The following is a 26,455-nucleotide window of genomic DNA, read 5'->3' on the forward strand; positions in this document are numbered from 1 at the left end:
GACGCGACCCCCTGACGGACGGGAGGCCCGGTACCAGCTGGTACCGGGCCTCCCGTCCGTCGTCGTCCCACCCTGGTGACCGCCGGGTCCGGTTGCGGGAGACCGCACGGCCGTCGCCGCGACGCACCGCGGCGGCGGGGAACCGCAAGAGGGGCGGGCGGCCGTTGCCCGGGCCACCGCCGCGGTGGAGGCTGCTCCTGCACCGACCGTCGTGTCCCCTGGTGGGGACCCGTCCGCGGACCCTCGTCCGGTACCCGAACCGTCGGCCACGAACGCCGTCGTCCGCCCCCGCCTGATCCGGGGGCGGGCGGCGGTCCGGCCGGCGGACCCGGATGCGCGGCAGACCCGACGGCGGTCGGTGCCGAACTCCCCCAGCAGTCCCACCGATCGGACACCAGATGTGCGGCATCATCGCGGCCCGTGTCACCGACGACGCCACCCCCTACCTGCTCGACGGTCTCGAGCGGCTCGAGTACCGGGGGTACGACTCGGTGGGCGTGGCGGTGCGGACGGCGGCCGGGACGATCGAGACGGTCCGCTCCGTGTCCCGCGTCGGCGACCTGCGGGCGCGCGTGGCCGAGCACGCGGCGACGGTCCCCGTGGCCAGCGCGGCGACCGGTGCGGGGATCGCGCACACCCGGTGGGCGACCCGCGGCGCGGTGAGCGAGCGGAACGCCCACCCGCACGCGGACTGCTCCGGGCGGATCAGCATCGTGCACAACGGCACGATCGCGAACGCCGGGCGCCTGCGGAGCTCGCTCGAGGCGCAGGGGCACGTGTTCCGCTCCGAGGGCGACTCCGAGGTCGTGGCGCACCTGGTCGAGCGGGCGTTGACCGTCGACCCTGACCTCATGCTCGCGGTGCAGCTGACCGCGGCGCAGCTCGAGGGGTCCTGGGCGGTCGTCGTCCTGGACGCCCGGGACGGCCGGATGGTCGCGGCGGCCCACCGGTCGCCGCTCGTCGTCGCCCGGTCGGACCGCGGGGACTTCGTGGCGAGCGATGTCGGGGCGATCGCGCCGTGGTGCGAGACGTTCGTGCCGCTGCGCGACGGGGACGTCGTCGAGCTCGGTGAGGCGTGGTCGTGGTCGTCCGGTGGGCTGGCGGTCCCCGTGCCGTTCCCGACGCCGGCGCCCTTCGCCGCGGACACGCCGGACCGCGGGGACCACGCGGACCACATGGCGAAGGAGATCGGCGAGCAGCCGGCGATCGTCGCCACGATCCTGGACCGGGTCGGCCGCCGGACCGTCGACGGGAGCACCTGGGCCGGTCTCGGGCTACCCGCGTTCGACCGGTTGGCGGTCGTGGCGTGCGGGACGTCGCTGCACGCCGGGCAGGTCGTCGCGGGCGTGCTCCGACGACTCGGAGGGGTCCCGACCGACGTCGTCGCGGCGAGCGAGTCCGACCAGGTGGTCCTCGCACCGGGCACGCTCGTCGTGGCGATCAGCCGGTCCGGTGAGACCGCCGACGTGCTCCGGGCGCTCGAACGGTTCGAGGACCGCCACCCGGTCCTCGCGCTGACGAACGACGTGCACTCCTCGCTCGCCCGCCGTGCCGACGCGGTGCTCGACTGCGACGCGGGTCCCGAGGTCGGGGTCACCGCCACGAAGACCTTCACCGCGCAGGTGGTCGTCGGCGTGACCGCGGTCGTCTCGGCGCTCGTCGCCTCCGGGCGGCTCGACCCCACCCGGGCGGCAGCGCTGGTCGACGAGCTCGCCGAGCTGCCCGGACGGATGGCGGCCGCGGCGGCGGTCGCCGCCGACCGGGTGCCGCTGCTCGCCGCGACCGTGCGGGACGCCCCGGGCCTCCTGTTCCTCGGCCGGGGTCCCGGGCTGCCGTACGCGGCGGAGGGCGCCCTGAAGACCACGGAGCTGAGCTACCGGTGGGCCCAGGCGCACCCCGCCGGCGAACTCAAGCACGGCCCGCTCGCCCTCGTCGACGAGGGCATCCCGGTCGTCGTCGTCGACCACGGCGACCACCGGCTCCGGGCGGACGTCGCCGAGGTCCGGGCCCGCGGGGCGCTCGTCGTGACCATCGGCGGCGCGGACTCCGACGTCCCGGCGCTCACGGCGTCCCGGAACGCGACCGCGGACCTCGCCTGGGGCCGCGGGACCGCTCCGTGGGGGCCGGTCGAGGCGGTCGTCCCGCTGCAGATGCTCGCCCGGGAGCTCGCGCTGCAGGCGGGGTGTGACGTCGACAAGCCGCGGGGCACCGCGCGGGCGGTGGGGGGCGCATGGCCCGTCACACCCGGGTGAACCGGGTGACGGTGTCCGTCGCCGTCACGGCCGCACTCGTCGTCCTCGTCACGGTGGTCGTGGTGCTCGTCGCCGTCCTGCCCGGCTGAGCGTCCGGCCGGGCGTCGGTCGCGTCCGGCTGGGTCCGAGGTGCGCCCTGTCATCCTGGTCGCCGTGACCGCTGCCCCGCCGCTCGTCTTCGTCGCCGTCCTGGTCGGCGCCCTGCTGCCCTTCGTGCCGTTCCTCGGCCGCGTCGCCCGGATCGCCGCGACGATCGTGCACGAGGTGGGGCACTGCGTCGTGGTCGTGCCGTTCGGCGGACGCATCGAGCGGATCGACCTGCACCCGGACGGCTCCGGCGAGGCCTGGGTCCGACTCGGCCGCGTCCCCGCCGCAGTGCGGTGGGCGGTCCGGATCGCGAACCTGTTCGCTGGCTACAGTGCGCCGGTGTGGGCGGGTGTGCTGCTGCTCGCCGGGGTGCTGCACGGCTCCCGGTGGCTGCCGGTCGTGGTGCTCGGCGTGGTGGGGCTCGTCGCCCTGGCGTTCGTCCGGAACTGGTTCGGGCTGCTCGTGGTCGTCGGCTTCGACGCGCTCGCGCTCTCGGTGGCGCTGCGTCCCTCCGAGGCCACGGTGCTCGTCGTCGCCGGCGTCGGGGCGGCGTTCGTCGTGGACGGGGTCCGCTCGGTGGCCGCCGTCGCGCGGTGGCTGCTGACCGGAGCCCGCGTGCAGACGGACTTCCACATCGCAGCGGCCGAGATGCGCCTGCCCGCCGCGGTGTGGTTCGTGCTGTTCGTGGCCGTGAACGCCGTCGCGGTGTGGCTGGCCCGCGACCCGCTGCTCGTCGTGTGGGACACCCTGGCCACCGGCGTCCGCGCCCTGTTCTGACGCGCGGCACGGCAGCACGCCGGCAACGTGGGCGCGGGACCGCCGCTGCGGCACGCCCCGGTCCCCGGGCGTAACCGGGCGCCGCACAGCCCCCACGGCGGCCGTCGGGGTGCGAGAGTACCCGCACGACCCACACCCGGAGGGACCCCATGTCACACGACGGCCACGGCTTCAGCACCGAACAGGTCCACGGCGGGTTCCGGCCCGACGCCGACCACGGCGCCCGGGTCCCCGCCGTGCACATGACCTCCGGCTTCCTGTTCGAGGACTTCGACCAGGCCCGCGACCGCTTCGCCGGCACCGACGACGGCTACACGTACACGCGCCTCGGCAACCCGACGAACGCCGACGTCGAACGGCGCATCGCCCTGCTCGAGCGCGGCGCCGAGGCGATCCTCGTCGCGAGTGGCCAGGCGGCCGTGACGGTCGCGTTCCTCGGTCTGCTGCAGACCGGCGACCACGTCGTCAGCGCGCAGAGCATCTACGAGGGCACCCGCGGGCTGCTCCTGCAGAACCTCGGCCGGCTCGGCATCGAGGTGGACTTCGTCGCCGACGCCCGCGACCTCGACGCGTGGGCCGCGGCCGTCCGTCCGAACACGAAGGCCTTCTTCGCCGAGACCATCCCGAACCCGAAGAACGACGTGCTCGACATCACCGGCGTCGCCGCCACCGCCCATCGCGCCGGGGTCCCGCTCGTGGTCGACAACACCCTCGCGACGCCGTACCTCGTCCGTCCGGTCGAGCACGGCGCCGACGTCGTCGTGCACTCGGCGTCGAAGTTCCTGTCCGGCCACGGGTCCGGCCTCGGCGGGGTCGTCGTGGACGCCGGCACGTTCGACTGGTCCGCCGCCCCGGAGCGGTGGACGCACCTGACGACGCCCGAGCACGCCCTCGGCGGCCGCAGCTACGTCGACGTCCACGGCCCGCGCGCCTGGGTGGTGTACGCGCGGGACGTCATCGCGTCCCGCATCGGTCCGACACCGTCGCCGTTCAACGCCTTCCTGCTCCGCCAGGGCATCGAGACCCTCAGCCTGCGCGTCGAGCGCCACTGCGCGAACGCGCTGGCGGTCGCCACCTGGCTGGACCAGCAGCCGGAGGTGACGAGCGTCGACCACGCGGGCCTCGCCTCCAGTCCGTACCACGACCTCGCCCAGCGCTACCTGCCCCGCGGAGCCGGGTCCGTCTTCGCCTTCACGCTCGCCGGCGGCGAGCCGGCGGCGCGGGCCTTCATCGACGCCGTCGAGCTGTTCAGCCGGATGACCCACCTGGGCGACGTCCGCTCGCTCGTCCTGCACCCCGCCACGACGACGCACGCCGGTCGGACGCCCGCCGAGCGGGCCGCGCAGGGCATCGACGACGGCCTCGTCCGCCTGTCCGTCGGGATCGAGGACGTCGCCGACCTGCTCCGCGACCTGGAGCGCGGGTTCGCCGCGGTCCGCAGGGCAGTCGGCTCCACGGCCGGCCGGGAGGCCCGTGGCGCGTCCGCCACGGACCGTGCGGCGACGCAGGTGGCCTGAGATGGTGGACCTGCAGCACTTCGGGTACTTCTTCTCGCGGGGCTTCGGCCCACAGGCGTGGGGGCGGGCGGACTGGGACTGGGGCCACGACTGGACCAAGCCGGACCTGTACCAGCAGTCCGTCCGCGCGCTCGAGCAGGCCGGGATGGACCTGGTGATCGCCGAGGACGCGATCTCCCTCGGCAACCCGTCCACCCTGGACCTGCGGATCCGGCAGGCCTACGGCGGCCCGAAGCACGACCCGCTGCTGCTGGCGCCGTACCTGTTCGCCGCCACGTCGCACATCGGCATCGCTCCGACGGTGAACGCCGGGATCACCCCGCCGTACCTGGCCGCCCGGCAGGCCGCCACGCTCGCGCACCTGTCGTCGGACCGGTTCGGCCTGAACGTCGTCACGGACACCGGGAGTGCCCGCCACGTCGGCGCGGCGCCGCTCCCCCACGACGCCGCGTACGACCGGGCCGAGGAGTGGATCACGCTGCTGCGGCGGCTCTGGCACTCGTGGGGCGACGGGTACGTCGGTTCCCGTTCCGACTGGCACTTCGCGGACGGGGACGCGCTCGACGCCTTCCACCACGAGGGCGCGTACTTCACCGCCGACGGACCGCTCAACGCGCTGCCGCTCGACACGGACCCGGTCGTGGTCTCCCCCGGCGGCTCCGGACGCGGGCTCGGCTTCGCCGGGACGCACTCGGACGTGCAGCTCGCCCTCGCGCCGCTGTCGGCCGCCGCCGTCCGGGAGTACCGCGCCCGCGTGCTCGCCGCCGCGGCGGACGCCGGTCGGAGCGCCGACGACGTGCGCGTGCTGTTCGTGGTGAAGCCGGTCCTCGTCGCCTCGGCGGAGGAGACCGACCGGCTCGTCGACGCGTCCGCCCACCCGACCGACGAGGCACTGCTGGCCGCGGCCGTGGCGTGGTCGAGCGACTCGGAGACGGACCTGACCGTGCTCGACCTCGACGCGCCCGTGCCCGCCGGGACGTTCGGCGAGCACGTCTCCGCCGGGACGATCCGCGGCCTGCTCGGCGACACCCCGGACGCGCCGCTGCGGGAGCTCCTGACCCGGAAGGCACGGCTCGGGCGGCTGCGCACCCGGGACGGGTTCGTCGGCACGGCCGAGGAGTTCGCGGACTTCGCCGAGGAGCTCGGCGCCGACGCCGACAACGACGGGTTCATCCTGTCCGGCGACCTGCACCCGGCTCAGGTGTACCGGATGACGGGCGACCTCGTCCCCGTGCTCCGACGCCGCGGGCTGCTGCGGCGGGAGTACGGGGACGGGGGTCTGCGGGGGAACCTGTTCGACTTCTAGTGGCGGACGGGCTCGAGGACGTTGGACTCCTCGACGTCGCGGACGTCCGCGGCGGTGCGGAGGATCTCCTCCCGCGGGGACGCCGAGGCGATCGCCCAGAAGTAGACCACGAGCGAGAACACGGCCACGACGACGATGTCCACCCACAGCGGGAACAGCACGACCGGCGCGGTGGTGTTGAAGTCACTGAAGTAGACGATGAGTCCCATCCCGACCAGGTACGGCAGCAGCCACTGCGCCGCCTTCCAGTCCCACCGGGGGCGGACGCTGGTCGCACCGCGGAACACGTTGTTCAGGACGATGACGACCGCGCCGATGAGGATCGCGACGCCGAGCTTCCAGTCGGTGTCCCACCCGGTCCACAGGATGATCAGGTTGGCGATGATGAAAGCCACCGGCGACAGGACCGACGCGATCGGCATCCGGTAGGGGCGCTCGACCTCCGGGATGCGCTTCCGGAACGCCCCGAGGGCGAGCGGCGCCCCGGCGTACATGAGCACCGACGCGCTCGTGATGAGGCTGACGAGCCCCTGCCACGACGGGAACGGGGCGAAGCACGCGCAGCCGACGACGAACGCGGTCACGAGTCCGACCCACGGCACGCCGGCCTTCGTCGTCCACTCGAACGCCTTCGGGAAGTAGCCGTTGCGGCTCAGGCCGTACGAGATGCGCGTCGTGGCGGTCACGTAGATCAGGCCGGTGCCCGCCGGGGAGATGATCGCGTCGACGAAGATGACCACCGCGAGCCAGGTCAGCCCCGCGGCCATCGCGATGTCGGCGAACGGACCGGTGTACTTCGTGAAGTCGGCGGTCGCCCACGAGCCCTGCACCGCGCCGGACTGCAGCGCGCCGAGGAACACGACCTGGAGCAAGAGGTAGATCACCAGCCCGATGACCACGGAGCCGATGACGGCGCGGGGGATGTCGCGCTTCGGGTTCTTCGCCTCGCCCGCGAGCTGGTCCGCCTGCTCGAAGCCGAGGAACGCGAAGATGATGCCCGACGTCGACACCGCTGCGAGGATGCCCTTCGCCCCCTGCGGCAGGAAGCCGTCCGCCGCCGTGAAGTTCTCGCCGTGGAAACCGCTGAAGGCCAGCACGATGATGACCAGCAGCGGGATCGCGACCTTCCACCAGGTCGCGGCGGAGTTCGTGTTCGCCAGGATCCGGACGCTCAGCAGGTTGATCACCGTGACGACGGCCATCAGGACGATCGCGACGGCGATCCCCGCACCGGTCAGCAGCTGCTGCGTCTGGCCGTTGACGACGACGGTGTGCAGCCACGGGTGGGCGAACTGCCAGTGCTGCGCGTACTTGATCATCGCCTCGACCTCGATCGGGGCGACCGTCACGGACTGCAGCCAGGAGAACCACCCGAACGACGCGCCGGCGACCCCGCCGAACGCGATGTGCGGGAAGCGGGCCGTCCCGCCGGCGATCGGGAACATGCCGCCGAGCTCGGCGTGCACGAGCGCGAGGACCAGCACGGCGACCCCGCCGATCACCCACGAGATGATCGCGGCCGGGCCGGCGGTCTTCAGGGCCTCCTGCGACCCGAACAGCCACCCGGAGCCGATGATCGACCCGGTCGAGGCCCAGATGAGCCCGATGAATCCGACGTTGCGCTTCAGGCCGGAGTCCGGCAGCGCCTGGGTCGTGGTGGTGTCCACTGCAGCTCCGTTCGACGGGGCGACCCCATCGGACGGAGTCGCGCGTCACGATGCTGGCACTGCGCGGGCCCCGGTGGCGGATTGTTTAACACGATGGAAACAAGAGCACTGTACAATCCCACAGCCTTCCGGCTGGACGGGTCAAGGCTTCTTGCTGCTCCTCTTCTTGCTCTTCTTGTCCTGCTTCTTGTCGAACTTCTTCTTGCCGTCCTTCTTCTTCTTGCCGTCCTTCTTCTTGGCGTCCTTCTTCTTCTTGGCGTCCTTCTTCTTCTTGTCGGGCTGCTTCTCGTCGTGCTCGGTGTCGTCCGACGGCATCCCCGGATCAGCGAGCACCACGATCCCGCCGGTCTCCGGGAGCCCCTCCACCGGCGCCTCGGTCACCTCGGGCGCCAGCGCGTCGTCCACCCGCTCGACGATGATCTCCGCCCCGTCCTCGGCGAGCCGGAGCAGCGCCTGGGCCGCACGCACCCGCGTCGTCGTCCGCCGTGCGAGCACGTCGGACCGTGCCCCCTCGAGGAACGCGCGCAGGCTCCGCTCGACGACCGATCGACCCCGCGGCGCCGCACGGTCGAGCCGGTCGAGCTCCCCGGCCACCCCGGCCGCGTCGTCGGCGACGGCTTCGTCCCGGACGGCGTCGACCAGGGCGGCGACCGCGGCCGCAGCACGCTCGACCGCGGGCGACCGCTGGTCCAGGACGACGAGCATCTCGAACACCGACCCGTACGACAGGGTCTCGAGGCGCACGGGCTCAGCGCCGCGACCCCGGAGCACCAGCCGAGACTCCGGCGTCGGCAGCCACGCAACGACGGCCGCGACCGAGGCCACCGACCCGACGATCCGCTCGTACTCCGCCAACCCCACGCGCTCCTGCTCTCTCAGCCGGACACGGATCGCGATCTCCTGCACCACGCGACACACCCTCTCGTGCACCGGTCCGGGTCCCTCCCGCACCTGATCCGGACAGTAGTCGCCAGCGCTCCCGGGAACAGCGAACGCCCCGGCATCGTCCAGGGGACGACGACGGGGCGTTCAGACAACACCAGCGCCTTCACGGGCACCGACCCTTCACGGGCACCGACCCTTCACGGGCACCGACCCTTCACAGGCACCGACCCTTCACAGGCACTGACCCTTCACGGGCACTGAGCCTTGAGGAGCACTGCGACAGCGGCTCGACGTCCGGCGATCGGTGGAGATGGGGGGAATCGAACCCCCGTCCATCGCTGCGCTTCGACGTCTTCTACGGGCGTATCCGGATGAGGCGTTCTGCTCGGCTCCGTCCTTTGCTACCGGCTTCTAGAACGACGAGCCCAGTCTCAGTGCAAGTCCCGCACGGCCCTGAGGCGCAACCGTGCAGCAAGTCCTCTGGATGACGCCGGGATCAGGTTAGGGGACGGTCACCTGGCCGACGGACTTCATGTGCTGGGCTGCTTACGCAGCGAGAGCGAAGTCAGTGCGCTTGGAATTGGCACTTGTTGTTTTCCACGGATCGTTCACGAGATGACCGTGGGTCCTCGGCCCGCTTCCCGTCGGCACACAGGCAATGTCGAAACCGATCATCCCCGTACAGGCCGGAACGTGCGAGCCGCTGTCGCGCTGTGGAGTTGTCAAGTGCTCCGGATCGGAGCGGTCCCCCAGTCTAGCCGACGAAGGGGAGGTCTGTCACTCGCCGAGGCGGTTCCGCGAGCGCATCGCCCGCTCGGCCTCGCGCTTGTCGGTCTTCTCCCGAAGCGCCTGACGCTTGTCGAACTCGCGCTTGCCCTTGGCGACCGCGATCTCGACCTTCGCGCGACCGTCGTGGAAGTAGATCTGCAGCGGGACCAGCGTGTAGCCGCCCTGCGCCGTCTTGTGCGAGATCTTCACGATCTGCTGCTTGTGCAGGAGCAGCTTGCGCTTCCGCCTCGGCGTGTGGTTGTTCCACGTGCCCTCGGTGTACTCGGGGATGTGCACGGCGTCGAGCCAGGCTTCCCCGGCGTCGATGAAGGCGTAGCCGTCGACGAGCGAGGCCCGCCCCTCGCGGAGCGACTTCACCTCGGTCCCGGACAGGACCATGCCGGCCTCGTACGTGTCCTCGATCAGGTAGTCGTGGCGCGCGCGACGGTTCGTCGCCACGATCTTCTCGCCGCGTTCCTTCGCCATGGTGTTCCCTTCCGAGGTGCTGGTCCTGCTGCCCGTCCTGGCGCAGCCCTCCAGCCTAGTGAACAGCGACGGGGCCGCGCACCTTCCCGGCGCGTCGACCCCGTCCCGCGTGGCGTGTGGGCGATCAGACCCGGAGGTACCGCCGGATCGCGATGGACGCCGAGATGCCCGCGAGCAGCACACCCACGACGATCACGGCCGGTACGACGACCGCGGCGTCGGACATGCCGATGAAGGACGTCTGCGGGAACCGCTGGGACAGGTAGTTCCGGACGAAGAACCAGACAACCGCCAGGATCGCGCCACCCGACAGGACCGCGCCGATCGCCGCGGCGATGACCCCCTCGAGCACGAACGGGGTCTGGATGAACCGGTTCGACGCTCCCACCAGCCGCATGATGCCGAGCTCGCGCCGTCGACTGAACGCGGAGAGCCGGATCGTGGTGGCGATGAGCAGGACGGCGGCGACGAGCATGAGCGACGCGATGCCGATCGCCGTGTACGACGAGGCGTTCAGCAGGTTGAAGATCGGCTGCAGGTAGCCGCGCTGGTCGACGACGCTCTGCACACCGGCGACCTTCGACAGGCTCTCCTGGAGCACGTCGGCCTGCGACGGGTTCTTCAGGTTCACCCAGATGGTCTCGTTGAGGTACTCCGGCTTGACGAACTCGGTCGCCGGCGAGTCCTTGAACTGCTGCTTGAACCGGTCGTACGCCTGCGCCTGGTCCTCGAAGTACGTCTTCTCGATGTACGGCTTGAGGGTCGACGAGTCGAGCTGCGCCTCGACCTGCTGCCGCTGCTCGTCCGTGACCTTCGCCCCGGTGCAGTTGCCCGTGGTGTCGGTGTCCGTGCAGAGGTACACCGCGACCTGGGCCCGGTCGTACCAGTAGCCCTTCATCTGGTTGATCTGCATCTGGAGCAGGATCGCCGTGCCGACGAAGGTCAGCGAGATGAAGGTCACGAGGACGACGGACACCACCATCGAGACGTTCCGGCGGAGACCGGACCCGACCTCGGACATGACCAGCCCGAGCCTCATCGGATGAGCCCCGGGATCGTCTGGATGCCGGTGGTGTTCGAGACGCCGGCGCCGCGCTGCACGGGGATCGCCTGCGTCTGATACCCGCCGGACTGCTCGTCGCGGAGGATCGTGCCGTTGGAGAGCTCGATCACCCGGCGCTGCATCTGGTTCACGATGCTGGCGTCGTGCGTCGCCATGAGCACGGTGGTGCCTCCCTGGTTGATGCGTTCGAGGAGCGCCATGATGCCGGCCGAGGTCGTCGGGTCGAGGTTGCCCGTCGGTTCGTCGGCGAGCAGGACCGCGGGCTTGTTCACGACCGCGCGGGCGATCGCGACACGCTGCTGCTCACCACCGGAGAGCTCGTGCGGCATGCGCGTCGCCTTGCCGGCGAGCCCGACGAGCTTGAGCACGTCGGTGACGGCCTCGCTGATGAAGCCCTTGCTCTTGCCGATCACCTGCAGCGAGAACGCGACGTTGTCGAAGACGTTCTTGTTCGGCAGCAGGCGGAAGTCCTGGAACACCACGCCGAGGTTGCGACGGAAGTAGGGGACCTTGCGCGACGACAGGGCGCCCAGGCGTTGCCCGAGCACGTGGATCTGCCCCCGGGAGGGCTTCTCCTCCTTGAGGACGAGACGCAGGAAGCTCGACTTGCCGGAGCCGGAGGCACCGACGAGGAAGACGAACTCGCCCTTGAGGATCTCGAGGGAGACGTCGTCGAGCGCCGGACTCGGGTTGCCCGAGTAGACCTTGGTGACGTGGTCGAATTTGATCATGACCGGATCAGGGTAGGTCGCCCGGTCCGGAAATCCACCGAGGCGCGCGGCTCAGGTCCGCCGCGGCGGACCTCAGTCCTCGTCGCCCTGCTTGCGCCAGCGGATGCCCGCGTTGATGAAGCCGTCCAGGTCACCGTCGAACACGGCTGAGGGGTTGTTCACCTCGTGCTCGGTCCGCAGGTCCTTGACCATCTGGTACGGCGCGAGGACGTACGAGCGGATCTGGTCGCCCCAGCTCGCGGTGATGTTCCCCGCCAGCTCCTTCTTCTTCGCGTTCTCCTCTTCCTGCTTCAGCAGGAGCAGGCGCGACTGCAGCACGCGCATGGCCGCCGCACGGTTCTGGATCTGCGACTTCTCGTTCTGCATCGAGACGACGGTACCGGTCGGGATGTGGGTCAGGCGGACGGCGGAGTCGGTCGTGTTGACCGACTGCCCACCGGGGCCCGAGGACCGGAAGACGTCGACGCGGATGTCGTTCTCTGGGATGTCGATGACCGCGGTCTCCGGCATGAGCGGGATGACCTCGACGGCCGCGAAGGACGTCTGGCGCTTGCCCGCGGCGCCGAACGGCGACATCCGGACCAGGCGGTGCGTGCCGGCCTCGACCGACAGGGTGCCGAACGCGTGCGGCGCGTCGACCTCGAACGTGGCGGACTTGATGCCCGCCTCCTCCGCGTAGGAGGTGTCCATCACGGTGGTCTTGTACCCGTGCTGCTCTGCGTAGCGCAGGTACATCCGGAGGAGCATCTCGGCGAAGTCCGCCGCGTCGACTCCGCCGGCCCCCGCACGGATCGTGATCACCGCGGGGCGGTCGTCGTACTCGCCGTCGAGGAGCGTCTGCACCTCGAGGTCGCTCATCGTCTTCTGGATGGCCTTGAGCTCGGCGGCGGCCTCGTCCGCGGACTCCTGGTCGTCGGCCTCGTTCGCCATCTCGACGAGGACCTCGAGGTCGTCGATGCGCGCTTGCGTGTCGGTGATCTTCCGCAGCTCGGCCTGCCGGTGCGAGAGCGCGCTCGTCACCTGCTGCGCGTGCTCGACGTCGTCCCAGAGGTCCTGGGCACCCGCCTGCTCACTGAGTTCGGCGATCTCACGCTGCAGGCGGTCGACGTCGACCACCGAGCGGATGTTGCCGAACGTCTCGCGGAGGGCGGAGAGCTGCTCGGAGAAGTCCAGTTCGACCATGGTCACCGATCCTACCGGCGTGCGTCCGGGGCCGCCGACCGGGAGGCACGCCCCACCGCCGCCACGCCGGTCGCGTCCGACGCCGCCTACCCTGGTCGGATGGTCTCACGACGCGACGCCGCCGTCCGGCTCGACATCCCCCTGGAGATGGCGAGCCGGCACGGGCTCCCCGCCCACCTCTCCGAGGCGGAGCTGTCGGCGATCGAGTCGGACCCGCCCGCCTGGCTCGTGCAGTCGCGGGCGAACCGGACGGGGGCCAGGAAGGTCTGGACGGACCTCACCTGCTCGATCTGCGGGGACACCGAGACGGCCCGGCCGAAGAAGTGGTGGCCGGAGTGGACGCTGCTCGTGTGCGACCGGCACGACCCCGAGGACGCGCCGGCACCCGCACCGGGACACGCCCGGTACGCCGTGCACGGGGTGGGCACCCGGTTCGTCGCGCTCGTCGACGAACCGGCCTGACCGCCGGAAGCAGCGTCGACGGGTCTCAGCGGCCGAGCACGGGCGTGCGTGCGGCCATCCCCGCGGCACCGGCCCGGGCGACCGCGTCCGGCAGTGCGGCGAGGAACGCGTCGACGTCGGCCTGCGTCGAGGTGTGCCCGAGCGTGATGCGGAGCGCGCCGCGGGCGTCCTCCTCGGACAACCCCATCGCGAGCAGCACGTGCGAGGCCTCCGGCACGCCGGCCTGGCACGCCGAACCGGTGGACACCGCGACCCCGGCGGCGTCGAGCAGGAACAGCAGCGAGTCGCCCTCGCAGCCCGGGAACGTGAAGTGCGCGTTGCCCGGCAGCCGGTCGACCGGGTCACCCATCAACCGCGCGGACGGGACGGCCCGCTGCACACCGGCCACGAGCCGGTCCCGCAGGGGCGAGAGGTCCGTGTGTGCGGTGGACGCGGCGACGCCGAACGCGACCGCGGCCGACGCGTCCTGGGTGCCGCTCCGAACCTGCCGTTGCTGGCCGCCGCCGTGGATCAGGGGCTCGACCGAGGCACGGCGTCCGAGGACGAGCGCACCGATGCCGACCGGTCCGCCGATCTTGTGTGCCGACACGCTCAGCGCGTCGAGCCCGGAGTCCCGGAACGAGACCGGCACCTGCCCGTACGCGGCGACGGCGTCGCTGTGCACCGGCACGCCCGCGGCGTGCGCGGTCTCCACGATGCGACGCACCGGCTGCAGGGTACCGACCTCGTTGTTCGCCCACAGGAACGTGACCAGGGCGACGTCCGTGGCGTCCGCGAGTCGCGCCTCCAGGCCGGCGAGGTCGACGCGACCCTGCGCGTCCAACGGGACCACGTCGACGACCGCTCCCTCGTGGCGCTCGAGCCACTCGACGGTGTCGACCGTCGCGTGGTGCTCCCCCGCCGGGACGACGATCCGCGGCCGTGGGCGGTCCTGCTGGCGGACCCAGTACAGGCCCTTCACGGCGAGGTTGATGCTCTCGGTGCCGCCGGAGGTGAAGACGACCTCGACCGGCTCGGCGTCGAGCGACGCCGCGACGGCGGCGCGGCCGTCCTCGAGCAGCATCTTCGCGCGCTGTCCGGCGCTGTGGATCGACGACGGGTTCCCGACGGTGCCGAGCGCGTCGGTGTACGCGGCGAGCGCTGCGGGCAGCATCGGCGTCGTCGCGGCGTGGTCGAGGTAGACGGGCACGGGACTTCCTGGACGTGGGCGGCGGGGCGCGCGGTGGCCCCCGGTCGAGCGTGTCCAGGATACGCGCGGCCTCTCGTACCCTGGGTGGCATGCAGGAGACCGCGATCGACGAGACCCCCGGCTTCCGCCTCGGCGACGGCGAGCCGCGGTTCTCGGTCCGTTCCACGGACGCGACCGCCGTGACCCTGGTCGTGCAGCGCCCCGGTGACGCGCAGCCGACGTGGTACGCGCTCGAGCCGGTCACGGGGACGGACCGCTGGGCGGCCGCCACACCCGACGTCCGACCGGGCGACCGCTACCACCTGCTCGTGGACGGACCGGACGGGCCGCGGCACGGGTTCGACGCGTCGCGACCGCTGCTCGACCCGTACGCCCGCGGGATCGTGCGTGCCGACGCCGGCTCCGGCGGCGGCTCCGGCTCTGCGCGCTGGACGAGCGAGGTCGTCGACGACGCGTTCGACTGGGGCGGCGTGGTGAAGCCGGTCGTACCGCTCGACCGGGCCGTCGTGTACGAGGCGAACGTCCGCACGCTGACCGCGGCGAACCCGCACGTGCCCGAGCACCTGCGCGGGACGTACGCGGGCGTGGCCCACCCGAGCACGATCGCGCACCTGCACCGCATCGGCGTCACGACGATCGAGCTGCTGCCCGTGCACGCGTTCGACTCCGAGGCGTGGCTCCGCGACGCCGGGCGGGAGAACGCGTGGGGGTACAACTCCCTCGGCTTCTTCGCCCCGCACGCCGCGCACGCCTCCGCCGGGGCGCGGGCCGCCGGCGCCTCCGGGGTCCTGCGGGAGTTCAAGGGCATGGTCCGGCTCCTGCACGAGGCCGGGATCCAGGTCGTGCTCGACGTCGTCTACAACCACACCGCAGAAGAGGGCCTGGGCGGTCCCACCTCGTCGCTCCGCGGACTCGACGGCGCGTCCCACTACCGGTGGACCCCGGACGGCGACGCCTACTACGACACGACCGGGTGCGGGAACACGCTGAACACCTCGACGGACGCCGCCGCCGACCTCGTCGTCGACAGCCTCCGCTACTGGGCGCGCGAGGTCCAGGTCGACGGCTTCCGGTTCGACCTGATGGCCGCGCTCGCCCGCGACGACCGCCACGTCTTCGACGCGGCGCACCCGCTGCTCGACCGGATCCGCCGGCACCCCGACCTGCAGGACGTGCTCGTCGTCGCCGAGCCGTGGGACGTCGGACCGGACGGGTGGCGCACCGGGGCGTTCGGTGCCCGGACGAGCGAGTGGAACGACGGCTTCCGGAACACCGTGCGGCAGTTCTGGCTGACGGACATCGCCGAGGAACGGCGGAACGGTGCGCCCTCCGCGGGGATCGGAGCGCTCGCCGGGGCGCTGACGGGGTCTCGGGCGCTGTTCGGTCCGGACCGCGGTCCGACGGCGAGCGTGAACTTCGTCACCGCTCACGACGGCTTCACCCTGCTCGACCTGGTCTCGCACGACCGCAAGCACAACGAGGCGAACGGCGAGGAGAACCGCGACGGGTCGGACGACAACCGCTCGTTCAACCACGGGATCGAGGGCGACACCGCCGACCGCGGGGTGCGCGCCGCCCGGGGTCGGTCGATGCGGAACCTCGTCGGCACGCTCATGCTGTCCGCCGGCGTCCCGATGCTCACCGCCGGCGACGAGCGGAGCCGCACGCAGCACGGCAACAACAACGCGTACGTCGTGTCCGAGGACCTGACGCCCGTCGACTGGTCCGACGACGAGGACGCCGAGTCGATGACCGAGGCGGTCGCCGCGCTCGCCCGGCTCCGGGCCGCGCACCCGGCGCTCCGCCCGACCCGGTACGGCGTCGAGGGCCAGGAGACCCCGGGAGCGACGCGGATGTCCTGGTACGGGCCGGACGGCGGTGCGATGACCCCGGAGGGGTGGGACCAGCCGATCCACCGCGCGGTGCAGTGGTTCGCCGAGTCGACCCCGGTGCACGAGCCGGCCGACCGGGTGCTCGTCGTCGTGCACGGCAGCGGGCGGACGCGGGACCTGACGCTGCCGGTCCGCGACGACGTCGTCGGGTACCGCCTGGCGTGGTCGAGCGAGAAGCACCGGGACCACGAGCGGGTCCGCCCGGCCGGGCAGGTCTTCACCGCGTACGGCCCGGGCATCCACGTGTTCGAGGTGGCGTAGCGCGACCCGGGGCCGATCCGCGCGTCGAAGGCGGTCCCGCGCGTCGGAGGACGATCCGCGCATCGGAGGCCGTTCCTTCCGACCCCCGATGCGCGGATGGGCTTCCCACGTCGGCTGCGATGGGCAGGAAGGTGCACGGCACCGCCCTCCTCCACAGGCCGCACGGCGCGCCCGGTCGTGCACAGGCCGCGTCTTCCGGGGAACGCTGGCCCCGCAGCCGGGTAGCGTCGGCTCCGTGGCCACTGCAGACCGACCCCGCCGACCGAAGATCGGGCGCATCCCGATCACCCGACTCACGCCGACGACCCCGAACGGGTTCCCGTCGAAGGCCTTCGACGGCGAGGTGATCACGTTCGGTGCGACCGTCTTCCGCGAGGGACACGGGGTCATCGGCGCCGACCTCGTGCTGGAGCGCCCCGACGGCGGCACCCGCACCGTCCCGATGACCTTGGTGGGCGCCGGCACCGACCGGTACGAGGCGACCGTGCAGGTCGACCACACGGGCGTCTGGACGTGGCACGTCGAGTCGTTCTCCGACGACTGGGCGACCTGGATCCACGGGGCACGCCTGAAGATCGCCGCCGGGGTGGACACCGAGGCCACGCTCCTCGACGGGGCGGTGCTGCTCGACCGGCTCGCAGCGGAGACCGACTCGACCGCCGCCGCGCGCGCCGCCGAGCGGGTCCGGGACACCGAGCTCGACCCGGCCGAACGACTCGCAGCCGTCGACGACCCGCGGATCACCGGCGAGGTCGAGGACGCACCGCTCACCTCGCTCCGCACGCACTCCCCCACCCAGCTGCTCGACGTCGAGCGCACCCGCGCCGGTGTCGGCGCCTGGTACGAGTTCTTCCCCCGGAGCGAGGGCGCGAAGAAGAACCCCGACGGGTCGTGGAAGAGCGGCGACTTCCGCACCGCGGCCCGACGTCTGCCCGCGGTGGCCCGCATGGGCTTCGACGTCGTCTACCTGCCGCCGATCCACCCGATCGGCACCACCGCACGCAAGGGCCCGAACAACACGCTGACCCCTGGTCCGAACGACCCCGGCAGCCCGTGGGCGATCGGCGGGCCGGAGGGCGGTCACGACGCGATCCACCCGGACCTGGGGACCGAGGACGACTTCCGCGACTTCGTCGAGACGGCGAAGAACACCGGGATGGAGGTCGCGCTCGACTTCGCCCTGCAGTGCTCCCCCGACCACCCCTGGGTGCAGGCGCACCCGGAGTGGTTCACGGTCCGCGCCGACGGGTCGATCGCCACGGCCGAGAACCCCCCGAAGCGCTACCAGGACATCTACCCGATCCAGTTCGACTCCGACCCCGAGGGCATCGTCACCGAGGTCCTCCGGGTCCTCAGGCACTGGATCGCCTTCGGTGTCCGGATCTTCCGCGTCGACAACCCGCACACCAAGCCGCTGTGGTTCTGGGAGCGGGTCATCCGCGAGGTCCGCGACGAGCACCCCGAGACCGTGTTCCTGGCCGAGGCGTTCACCCGTCCGGCGATGATGCGTGCCCTGGCCGAGGCCGGGTTCCAGCAGTCCTACACGTACTTCACCTGGCGGAACACGAAGGACGAGATCGAGGACTACTTCACCGAGCTCAGCCACGAGACGAGCGCCTACCTGCGCCCGAACCTCTTCGTGAACACGCCGGACATCCTCACCGAGTACCTGCAGTTCGGCGGCCGTGCCGGCTACAAGGTGCGCGCAGCGCTCGCCGCGACGGGGGCGCCGACCTGGGGCATGTACGCCGGGTACGAGCTCTTCGAGGACGTCGCCCGCCCGGGCTCCGAGGAGAACATCGACAACGAGAAGTACGAGTACAAGCCCCGTGACTTCGCCCTGGCCGAGGCCGAGGGGGCGAGCCTGGCGCCGTACGTCACGATGCTCAACCGGTTCCGGCAGGCGCACCCCGCGCTCCGGCAGCTGCGCAACCTGCACGTGCACGCGGCCGAGGACCCGGCGATCGTCGTGTACTCGAAGCACCTGCCCGGCGAGTTCATCCGTTCCGGCCGCGCCGACACGGTGATCGTCGTGGCGAACGTCGACCCGCACTCCGCCCGCGAGACGACGGTGCACCTCGACCTCGCCGCCCTGGGACTGCCGACCGAGCAGCCGTTCGACGTCCGCGACGTCGTGACCGGCCAGCGTTGGGTGTGGGGCTCGTCGAACTACGTCCGCCTGGACGCGTTCCAGGAGCCCGTGCACCTGCTCGTCGTGGAGGGACCCCACCGATGACCGACCGTGACCCGAAGGGGACCCCGCCGATGGGTGCCGACCAGCCGAACTCCGCCAGCGCTCCTGACAGCCCGGCGCCGACTCCCGCCACCGACCGCGGACAGGGCCCGAGCGTCCCGCCGGTGCCGCCGCCCCCGCCGCCCGTGCGTCGTCCCTCGGCGACGCCGACCGCTCTCGCACCGAGCGGTGCGGACGAGCCGCGCTACGAACCGCGGGTGTCCGCTCCGGGTGAGGACCTCCCCGGGGCACCCGAGGTCTCCCCCGAAGCTCCGGACCGCGGCGTTCCCGAGTCCGCGACGCTCGGCGGACAGGCCACCGCTCCGTCCGGGTCCCAGGAGCCGACAGCGGCGAGCACCACCACGACGACGAGCACCGCGCCGACCCCGAGCACCGACTCCGGAGCGCCGTCGCCCGACGGACCGCGGCCCGCCCCGGTCGAGGACTGGCTTCGACAGCAGGTCGCCGAGGGCCGCTGGTCCCGCCCGCACGACGTGCTCGGGCCGCACCCGGTCGACGGTGGGACGAGCGTCCGGGTCGTCCGACACCTCGCGTCGTCGGTCCGCATCGTCCGCCCTGACGGCGACGACGTCGAACTCACCCACGAGGGCGACGGCATGTGGGTCGGCGCGACGCCCGGCACCCTCGGTCGCTACCGGGTCGAGGCCGACTACGACTTCGACGAGTCCACGGACGCCGACGACGCGACCTGGACCACGGACGACGCATACCGCTTCGCGCCGACCATCGGTGAGCTCGACCTCCACCTGTTCGGCGAGGGTCGCGACGAGCAGCTGTGGCACCACCTCGGCGCCCACGTCGCCACGGTCGACGGCGTCGACGGCGTGGCCTTCACGGTCTGGGCGCCCCGTGCCACGGCCGTCCGCGTGATCGGCGACTTCGAGGGCTGGGAGGGTCGCACCACCGCGATGCGCCGCCTCGGCGACCTCGGCGTGTGGGAGCTCTTCTGGCCGGGCGCCCTGGTCGGGCAGCGGTACAAGTTCCAGATCCTGACCGACTCCGGCTGGGTCGAGCGGGCAGACCCCTTCGCCCGTCGGACCGAGGTGCCGCCGGCGACCGCCTCCGTGATCACCGCGTCCGACTACACGTGGTCCGAGGGCGACACCGCCTGGATGGAACGCCGCGCGCAGAGCACCACGCACGACGCCCCGATGAGCGTCTACGAGGTGCACCTCGGCTCCTGGCGTCCGGGGCTGTCCTACCGCGAGGTCGCCGACCAGCTGATCGGGCACGTGCAGCACCTCGGGTTCACGCACGTCGAGTTCCTCCCCCTCGCCGAGCACCCGTTCGGCGGCTCGTGGGGGTACCAGGTCACCGGCTACTACGCCCCAACCGCCCGGTTCGGTACGCCGGACGACCTCCGCTACCTGATCGACCGCCTGCACTCCGCGGGCATCGGCGTGATCATGGACTGGGTCCCCGGCCACTTCCCCAAGGACGAGTGGGCGCTGGCGAAGTTCGACGGGTACGCCCTGTTCGAGCACCCCGATCCCCGACGCGGCGAGCAGCTCGACTGGGGCACCTACGTGTTCGACTTCGGGCAGCCGCAGGTGCGGAACTTCCTGGTCGCGAACGCGCTGTACTGGCTCGAGGAGTTCCACATCGACGGTCTGCGCGTGGACGCCGTCGCGTCGATGCTGTACCTCGACTACTCCCGTACCGAGTGGCTGCCGAACGTGCACGGGGGCCGCGAGAACCTCGAGGCGATCTCCTTCCTGCAGGAGACGAACGCCACGGCGTACAAGCGCTACCCCGGCATCGTCATGATCGCCGAGGAGAGCACCTCGTGGCCGGGGGTGACCCAGCCGACGAGCGCCGGCGGGCTCGGGTTCGGCCAGAAGTGGAACATGGGGTGGATGCACGACTCCCTCGAGTACATCGAGCGCGAGCCGGTCCACCGCAGCTACCACCACGACGAGATCACGTTCTCGCTCGTGTACGCGTTCAGCGAGCAGTTCACGCTGCCGATCAGCCACGACGAGGTCGTGCACGGCAAGGGGTCGCTCTTCGGCAAGATGCCCGGCGACGAGTGGCAGAAGCTCGCGAACGTCCGCGCCTACCTGGCCTACATGTGGGCGCACCCCGGCAAACAGCTGCTCTTCATGGGCCAGGAGTTCGCGCAGCCGTCCGAGTGGTCCGAGGCCCGCGGGCTCGACTGGTGGCTCCTCGACGACCCGGGGCACCTCGGCGTCCAGGACCTCGTCGCCTCGCTCAACCGCGTGTACAAGGACACGCCGGCGCTGTGGACGCACGACTCCTCGCCCGAGGGCTTCGAGTGGATCGAGGGCGGCGACGCCCCGCACTCCACACTCGGGTTCCTGCGCAAGGACGGCGACGACCGACTGGCCGTGTTCGTGAACTTCTCGGGCGTGCCCGTGGAGCGGCGCTTCGGCCTGCCGTCGGCCGGCCAGTGGGACGAGGTGCTCAACACCGACGCCGTCGAGTACGGCGGATCCGGGGTCGGCAACCTCGGCTCGGTCACCGCGGACGAGACCCCGTGGGCGGGCCGCCCCGCCTCGGCACACTTCGTGGTGCCACCGCTCGGAGCGGTCTGGTTGCGCCTGGCTCGCTGACGCGACCCCCTGACGGACGGGAGGCGCGGTGCCGGCTGGCACCGCGCCTCCCGTCCGTCATGTGGTGCGCACCCGCGCGACGGCACCGGCCCCACCAGATGGTCCCGCAGCAGCGAGACGGTCCCGCAGCAGCGAGACGGTCCCGGAACGCCGAGACGCCGCCGGATCCGGCGGCGTCTCGGCGGATCGGCGGCGTCTCGGCGACGTCGCGCGAGGACCGCGCGCTAGTACAGCGCGTTCGCGAGCCGACGCCGCGCCACGACGACCCGCGGGTCGTCGACGCCGATGAGCTCGAAGTACTCCACGAGTCGGACACGCAGGGCCTCGCGCTCCGCACCGAACACGGTGGGGACGAGGTCGAGCAGGCGCCCGAAGGCGTCCTCGACGTGCCCGCCGCTGACGTCCAGGTCGGCCACGGCGAGCTGCGCCTCGAGGTCCTGGGGCGCAGCGGCAGCGGCGGTCCGGACCTCGTCCGCTGTGCGGCCGGAGAGCCGGTCGAGCAGCGACACCTGCGCGAGACCGGCGACGGCCATCTGGTCGTTCGGGTCCTGCGCGATCGCGGTCTTGTACTCCTGCACGGCGGCGGCGTAGTCACCGCGCTCGATCGCGTCGTAGGCGGCCTGGTGGTGCGGAGGCAGCGGCTCCGGCTCGGGTTCGCCCCGCGGCTCCGCGGCGACGTCTCCGGACTGGCCGTCGACGCGCACACGCCCGGTCACGCCGTTCTGCTCGGCAGCGGCGACGACCTGCTCGAAGACGTCGCGGACCTGCGCCTCCGGCAGGGCCCCGACGAAGAGCCCGAGCGGGCGCCCGCCGATGACCGCCGCAACGGTCGGGATGGACTGCGCCTGGAACGCCTGGACGAGCTGCGGGTTGGTGTCCGCGTCGACCTTGGCGAGCACGACACGACCGTCGTACTCGGCGGTGAGCTGCTCGAGGATCGGTGAGAGCTGCTTGCACGGCCCGCACCACTCGGCCCAGATGTCGACGATCACCGGGACGACCGAGGACAGCTCGAGCACGTCCTGGAACGTCTGGTCGGTGACGTCGAGCACGAGCGACGGGACGGCCAGCTCGGTCGTCGACGGGGCTGCACCCGCGGTCGCGCCCTGCGGTGCCCCCGGAGCGGGGGCGGCCGGGGCTGCCGGACGCTGGGCCCGGTCGACGAGCGACGACAGGTCGACGGCTCCGCGGAGACCGGACGGGGTCGGGGGGACGTTGGTCATTGCACCTCACTCGCTGCGGTCAGGCCCTGCGTGAACCCGAGCAGGACCACCTTGTCATCACTTCCGACGGGCGGCACGGAGAAGAGCAGCTGCACGCTGTACGTGGCGCTGATCCCCTTCGTGCTGGAGTCGACGCCCGACAGCGCCTTGACGGCACCCTCGGTGTTCACCTCGGCACCGGCTGCGGTCGGCGTGACCTTCTCGATCTCGTCCAGGTCGGCGGACACGAGCGCACCGGCACCGTCGGTCGCGATGGCGATCGCGCTGTCGTCGGGGACCTGGGACGAGTACTCGATCTTGGCGGTGTCCGGCAGCGATTCGGACTTCTTGTCCTTGTACGCCTTGCCGATGGTCGACCGCAGGCCGTCGCCGTCGGACTCGAACAACGACGCCGACGAGCTCTCGCTGTCCTTCGACAGCACGTCACCGTAGGCGGCCGCGATGTCGTCCGGCGCGATGCGGAGCAGCTTCGTGTTGCCGGCGAGCTGCGCGGCACCGAGGGACGTCGGCGCGAGGCTCGGCACCTGCGCCGCGGCCTCGAGCGACACGTCGTACGCGACCTTGTACTCGTCGCGTGCGCTCGCCTGGACCATCGTGAGCGCCTGCGGAGCGGTCTTCGCGGTGCAGTCCTCGGCGACGATCGCGAACACCGTCCGCGGCCAGGTGTCCGTCTGCTGCGGGAGCGCGACGCACACCTGCTGCGCGGAGATCGCCGGCGGGGCCGCCGCCTTGTCGTCCTTCGCGCGGATGGCGTAGTTGGCCTTCCGGAAGTCGAGCGCGGCACCCGTGAAGCGCGACTCGAGGAGCGACGCGTCCTTGGCCTCGTCGGCCTTCTGTGCCACCTCGGCGACGCGCTGCACGATCTTCTGGATCTGCTGCTTCGACGCTGCCGTCGGCTCGTCCTGCTCGGCACCCGCCGTCGCCGATGCGGTCGGCGTGGCGGTCACGTCCGCGGAACCGCCCTGCGGCCAGTAGTCGGACGAACAGCCGGCGAGCCCGAGCGCGCCGACGAGCACGATCGGCACGGCGATGAGCGGACGGCGCCCACGACGACCGCGGCTCGGCACCTGGGCACCCGCTGCGGCGGCCCGGCGCGACGCGCGCACCCTGGGCGGCCTCGTCCCACCGCTGCGACGACGCGGACCGCGCCCCCGACGCTGGTGCAGGAACGCCCAGACGAGCAGCGCGACGCCGCCGACGAGGAACAGGCCGCCCGCGACGAGCAGTGGGCCGACCGACGGGGTCGCGGTGTCCCGTGGCCAGGTCACGGACACGTCCGTGGGTGCCGCGTCCTTCCCGTTGCCGAGGACCACGAGCGACACGTCCGACGGCAGCCGCACGGTGAACTGCCCCGCGCCGGGCCACTCCTGGTACCAGAGGTCGCTGCCCGACGGGTCCGGGACGCTCGAGGCACTGCCGGTCGTCTTGCCGACCAGGCGGTCCTGCTCGGCGTCGAACCGGAGCGTGGTGTGCTTCGCGTCACCGATCCAGGCCTGCACGTCGCTCGTCTTGCCGTAGGCGGCGAAGACGTCGCCGGAACCGGAGACGTTGATGCGTTGGTACCCGGGGTTGGCGTTGAGCGTCGACCCCGGGATGACCGTCACCGGGGCGGAGGCCTTGCTGGTCGACTGCGCGACGAGCGAGGACGGTGGCGCGAAGACGGTTCGCTGGCCGACAGCGAGCCCGACGAGCAGCAGACCGATGACGAAACTGACGATCGCCAGGACGAATCGCACGGATCTTCTCCCTACCGCGCCGGGGTGGGGGATGTCGGCGCGCGAATCAGCGCTCCAGGATAGCGAGCGACCCTGGACATCGCATCCCTGCTCGCTGAGCCGAGCGCTCGCGCACCACCGACGGACCGTCGGCGGCCGCGACTCAGCCCCGTCGGTGGCACCGCCTCGACGAGACCCCGGCTCAGGCCCCCCGGTGGCGCCGCCACTACAATCGTCCGCGGGCCAAGGGCTGGCCCTCCGCCGACCCCCAGGAGCAACACGTGGCGAACGACGAGGCCGAGTTCGGGACCGAGCTGCGCGGGTACCGCCGCGACGACGTGGACCGGGCCCTGGGCGACCTGCGCCGGGAGCTCATCAAGTCGAACAACGACCGCGCCGAGGCCGCGAAGGAGATCCGTCTCCTGCAGACCCGCGTCTCCGACCTGCAGGGCGAGCTCGACGAGGCCGGGACCCCGACCTACAGCGGACTCGGCACGCGCCTCGAGTCGACGCTCCGGGTCGCTGAGGAGCAGTCGACGCGCCTCATCAGCCAGGCCGACATCGACGCGCAGCGCCTGCGTGCCGCGAGCCGGAACGAGGCCGACCGCCTGCTCCGCGAGGCCCGGCAAGAGGCCTCCGAGACGCTCGAGGACGCCAGGAGCCGCGCCACCGACGAACTGTCCCGCGCCCGCGCCGAGTCCGCCGACACCATCGAGCGTGCCCGCGCCGAGGCCGGCCTGCTCACGCAGGACGCCCGCAACGAGGCCGCCGCGATCCGGGGCGCCGCCGTCACCGAGGCCGCCGAGGTCCGCTCGGTCGCCATCCGCGAGACGAACGCCCTGCGTGCCCGCGTCGAGCACGAGGTCGCCGAGCTCCGCGAGACCGCGCAGCGCGACGCCGCGCAGGCCCGCGCCGCGGCCGAGGAACTGGACCGCGAGACCGAGCACCGCCGCAGCGTGTTCGAGGCAGAGCACACCCGTCGTACGGCCGACCTCGAGCGCGAGGAGACCGACCGGCGCACGGCCCTCGACCGCGAGGTCACCCTGGGTCGCACGGCCTGGCACCGCGAGCGCGACGAGCAGCAGCGCGAACACGCCCTCGCGCTCGAGGAGGGCCGCGCCGCCCTCGAGTCGGAGACCGCGACCCGCCGCGCCGACCTGGACGCCGAGCTCGGGGAACGCCGACGCGTGCACGACGAGGAGCTCGCCGCCGCCCGTGCCGGCTGGGAGCGCGAGCTCGCCGGTGCCCGGGCGGCGCTGGAGCAGGAGGCCGAGGCCCTCCGCGCCCAGCTGCGCGTCGACGAGGAGCAGACCCGCGTCGAGAACGCCCGCCTCGTGCAGGAGACCTCCGACCGCATCGCCGATGAGCTGCAGCAGCACAGCGCGCGCATCGAACGGGAGCGCGCCGAGGCCGACGCGGCCGCGGAGCGCGCCGCCCGTGAGCACGCCGACGAGCTCGCCGCCCGCCGGGAGCGCGAGCACGCCGAGCTGGACGCCGAGGTCGCCGACCGTCGCCGCGCCGAGCTCACCGACCTCGAAGCCGAGCGCGCTGCGCTCCAGCAGGAGGTCGAGACGATGCGCGCGGTCCTCGCGAAGGAGCGCGACGAGGTCCGCGCCGAGATCGCCCGCGAGCGCGACGAGGCCCGCACGGCGCTCGAGTCGGAGCTCGCCGCGCGCCGCGACGACGCCGAGCAGGAGTACCTGCAGAAGCACCACGAGACGGTCACCGAGACGCAGAAGTACCTGGACGAGGCGAACCTGCAGCTCGCCGAGGCGACCCGCCGAGCAACCGAGGCCCGCGAACGCGCCGAGCGCCTGCAGCAGGAGGCCGACGACCTCGAGCGCTCCAGCACGGCCGACGCGCAGGAGCACGCCCGGACGATCGTCGCCGACGCCCAGCAGCGCGTGCACCGCATGGTCGCCGACGCCGAGGAGCGCACCGCCGCGATCGAGGCAGAGGCCGAGGACCGCCTGGCGGCGATCCGGACCGAACGCGATGCCGTCGCCGGCTACCTCGAGAACCTGCGTGGCGTGCTGACGCACGCCACCGGACTGCTCGGTTCCGGCGCACCGGACGCCGGTCGCGACGCGGACGCGGACACCGCGACGGACGTCACCACCCGCTGACGGTGACCCGGCCTGGAGGCGCGACCGGCGCCTCCAGGC

General features: G+C 72.2%; 18 protein-coding genes and 1 other RNA gene. 9 read left to right on the forward strand and 10 right to left on the reverse strand.

Annotation, left to right across the window (positions count from 1 at the left end; genetic code table 11):
* Nucleotides 1-398: 398 nt before the first annotated feature.
* The 4 genes from glmS (at nt 399) to FB462_RS11250 (ending at nt 5,939) form a co-directional block, all read left to right on the forward strand.
* Nucleotides 399-2,252, forward strand: coding sequence for a glutamine--fructose-6-phosphate transaminase (isomerizing) (gene glmS, locus FB462_RS11235; RefSeq protein WP_141861955.1), 1,854 nt, complete (start codon nt 399-401; stop codon nt 2,250-2,252).
* A gap of 153 nt (nt 2,253-2,405) precedes the next feature.
* On the forward strand, nt 2,406-3,116 hold the full coding sequence (locus FB462_RS11240) for a M50 family metallopeptidase (RefSeq protein ID WP_167510094.1): 711 nt from the start codon (nt 2,406-2,408) through the stop codon (nt 3,114-3,116).
* 149 nt (nt 3,117-3,265) lie between these two features.
* On the forward strand, nt 3,266-4,633 hold the full coding sequence (locus tag FB462_RS11245) for an O-acetylhomoserine aminocarboxypropyltransferase/cysteine synthase family protein (protein ID WP_141861959.1): 1,368 nt from the start codon (nt 3,266-3,268) through the stop codon (nt 4,631-4,633).
* Nucleotide 4,634: 1 nt separating this feature from the next.
* Entirely contained in the window at nt 4,635-5,939 is a 1,305-nt protein-coding gene (locus FB462_RS11250; RefSeq protein WP_141861961.1) for an LLM class flavin-dependent oxidoreductase, read from the forward strand.
* Here the strand turns inward: FB462_RS11250 and FB462_RS11255 are convergent.
* The 7 genes from FB462_RS11255 to prfB all read right to left on the reverse strand — a co-directional run bounded on the left by FB462_RS11255 (nt 5,936) and on the right by prfB (nt 12,721).
* A complete protein-coding gene (locus tag FB462_RS11255) occupies nt 5,936-7,606 on the reverse strand; it encodes an APC family permease (RefSeq protein WP_208738909.1) in 1,671 nt (556 codons plus the stop codon). The two genes, FB462_RS11250 and FB462_RS11255, sit on opposite strands and share 4 nt — an antisense overlap.
* Nucleotides 7,607-7,747: 141 nt before the next feature.
* A complete protein-coding gene (locus FB462_RS11260) occupies nt 7,748-8,515 on the reverse strand; it encodes a hypothetical protein (RefSeq protein ID WP_141861963.1) in 768 nt (255 codons plus the stop codon).
* 278 nt (nt 8,516-8,793) lie between these two features.
* Nucleotides 8,794-9,170, reverse strand: a transfer-messenger RNA (tmRNA) gene (gene ssrA, locus FB462_RS11265).
* 98 nt (nt 9,171-9,268) lie between these two features.
* Nucleotides 9,269-9,745: an SsrA-binding protein SmpB gene (gene smpB / locus FB462_RS11270; protein WP_058740695.1), complete on the reverse strand. Its 477-nt coding sequence runs from the start codon at nt 9,743-9,745 to the stop codon at nt 9,269-9,271.
* Between the two features lie 124 nt (nt 9,746-9,869).
* Nucleotides 9,870-10,784, reverse strand: coding sequence for a permease-like cell division protein FtsX (gene ftsX / locus FB462_RS11275; RefSeq protein WP_058740696.1), 915 nt, complete (start codon nt 10,782-10,784; stop codon nt 9,870-9,872).
* The gene (gene ftsE, locus FB462_RS11280; RefSeq protein ID WP_058740697.1) at nt 10,781-11,539 is read right to left on the reverse strand and encodes a cell division ATP-binding protein FtsE; all 759 of its coding nucleotides are present in this window, start codon (nt 11,537-11,539) and stop codon (nt 10,781-10,783) included. Before ftsE ends, ftsX begins: the two co-directional genes overlap by 4 nt.
* Nucleotides 11,540-11,611: 72 nt before the next feature.
* On the reverse strand, nt 11,612-12,721 hold the full coding sequence (gene prfB, locus FB462_RS11285) for a peptide chain release factor 2 (RefSeq protein ID WP_141861965.1): 1,110 nt from the start codon (nt 12,719-12,721) through the stop codon (nt 11,612-11,614).
* 99 nt (nt 12,722-12,820) lie between these two features.
* Here prfB and FB462_RS11290 point away from each other — a divergent pair, with 99 nt between their 5' ends.
* On the forward strand, nt 12,821-13,183 hold the full coding sequence (locus FB462_RS11290) for a hypothetical protein (RefSeq protein ID WP_114850061.1): 363 nt from the start codon (nt 12,821-12,823) through the stop codon (nt 13,181-13,183).
* 25 nt (nt 13,184-13,208) lie between these two features.
* On the opposite strand, the gene FB462_RS11295 is transcribed toward FB462_RS11290, so the two are convergent.
* Nucleotides 13,209-14,372 carry a cysteine desulfurase family protein gene (locus FB462_RS11295; protein ID WP_141861967.1) on the reverse strand — a complete coding sequence of 388 codons (1,164 nt, stop codon included), beginning with the start codon at nt 14,370-14,372 and terminating at the stop codon, nt 13,209-13,211.
* An 89-nt stretch (nt 14,373-14,461) separates the two neighbouring features.
* Between FB462_RS11295 and FB462_RS11300 the strand changes: the two genes are divergently transcribed.
* The 3 genes from FB462_RS11300 (at nt 14,462) to glgB (ending at nt 21,352) form a co-directional block, all read left to right on the forward strand.
* Nucleotides 14,462-16,525, forward strand: a complete 2,064-nt coding sequence (locus FB462_RS11300; protein ID WP_141861969.1) for a glycogen debranching protein — start codon at nt 14,462-14,464, stop codon at nt 16,523-16,525.
* A 235-nt stretch (nt 16,526-16,760) separates the two neighbouring features.
* A complete protein-coding gene (locus tag FB462_RS11305) occupies nt 16,761-18,761 on the forward strand; it encodes an alpha-1,4-glucan--maltose-1-phosphate maltosyltransferase (protein ID WP_204622584.1) in 2,001 nt (666 codons plus the stop codon).
* Entirely contained in the window at nt 18,758-21,352 is a 2,595-nt protein-coding gene (glgB, locus tag FB462_RS11310) for a 1,4-alpha-glucan branching protein GlgB (RefSeq protein ID WP_229666812.1), read from the forward strand. The genes FB462_RS11305 and glgB overlap by 4 nt, the downstream gene beginning before the upstream one ends.
* Nucleotides 21,353-21,576: 224 nt before the next feature.
* Here the strand turns inward: glgB and FB462_RS11315 are convergent, their stop codons facing one another.
* On the reverse strand, nt 21,577-22,575 hold the full coding sequence (locus FB462_RS11315) for a tetratricopeptide repeat protein (protein WP_141861971.1): 999 nt from the start codon (nt 22,573-22,575) through the stop codon (nt 21,577-21,579).
* Nucleotides 22,572-24,311: a DUF8094 domain-containing protein gene (locus tag FB462_RS11320; protein WP_141861973.1), complete on the reverse strand. Its 1,740-nt coding sequence runs from the start codon at nt 24,309-24,311 to the stop codon at nt 22,572-22,574. Before FB462_RS11320 ends, FB462_RS11315 begins: the two co-directional genes overlap by 4 nt.
* Nucleotides 24,312-24,571: 260 nt before the next feature.
* Between FB462_RS11320 and FB462_RS11325 the strand changes: the two genes are divergently transcribed.
* Entirely contained in the window at nt 24,572-26,416 is a 1,845-nt protein-coding gene (locus FB462_RS11325; protein ID WP_188868846.1) for a coiled-coil domain-containing protein, read from the forward strand.
* The last annotated feature ends 39 nt before the right edge of the window (nt 26,417-26,455 follow it).

Source organism: Curtobacterium citreum (assembly GCF_006715175.1).
Lineage (GTDB): Bacteria > Actinomycetota > Actinomycetes > Actinomycetales > Microbacteriaceae > Curtobacterium > Curtobacterium citreum.

Excerpts from the sequence above, each read along its gene's own strand:
- FB462_RS11245 (WP_141861959.1), top strand. The coding sequence starts at position 3,266 with ATGTCACACGACGGCCACGGCTTCAGCACCGAACAGGTCCACGGCGGG.
- FB462_RS11300 (WP_141861969.1), top strand. The coding sequence starts at position 14,462 with ATGCAGGAGACCGCGATCGACGAGACCCCCGGCTTCCGCCTCGGCGAC.
- glgB (WP_229666812.1), top strand. The coding sequence starts at position 18,758 with ATGACCGACCGTGACCCGAAGGGGACCCCGCCGATGGGTGCCGACCAG.
- ftsX (WP_058740696.1), bottom strand. The coding sequence starts at position 10,784 with ATGAGGCTCGGGCTGGTCATGTCCGAGGTCGGGTCCGGTCTCCGCCGG.
- ftsE (WP_058740697.1), bottom strand. The coding sequence starts at position 11,539 with ATGATCAAATTCGACCACGTCACCAAGGTCTACTCGGGCAACCCGAGT.
- prfB (WP_141861965.1), bottom strand. The coding sequence starts at position 12,721 with ATGGTCGAACTGGACTTCTCCGAGCAGCTCTCCGCCCTCCGCGAGACG.
- FB462_RS11290 (WP_114850061.1), top strand. The coding sequence starts at position 12,821 with ATGGTCTCACGACGCGACGCCGCCGTCCGGCTCGACATCCCCCTGGAG.
- FB462_RS11250 (WP_141861961.1), top strand. The coding sequence starts at position 4,635 with ATGGTGGACCTGCAGCACTTCGGGTACTTCTTCTCGCGGGGCTTCGGC.
- smpB (WP_058740695.1), bottom strand. The coding sequence starts at position 9,745 with ATGGCGAAGGAACGCGGCGAGAAGATCGTGGCGACGAACCGTCGCGCG.
- glmS (WP_141861955.1), top strand. The coding sequence starts at position 399 with ATGTGCGGCATCATCGCGGCCCGTGTCACCGACGACGCCACCCCCTAC.
- FB462_RS11315 (WP_141861971.1), bottom strand. The coding sequence starts at position 22,575 with ATGACCAACGTCCCCCCGACCCCGTCCGGTCTCCGCGGAGCCGTCGAC.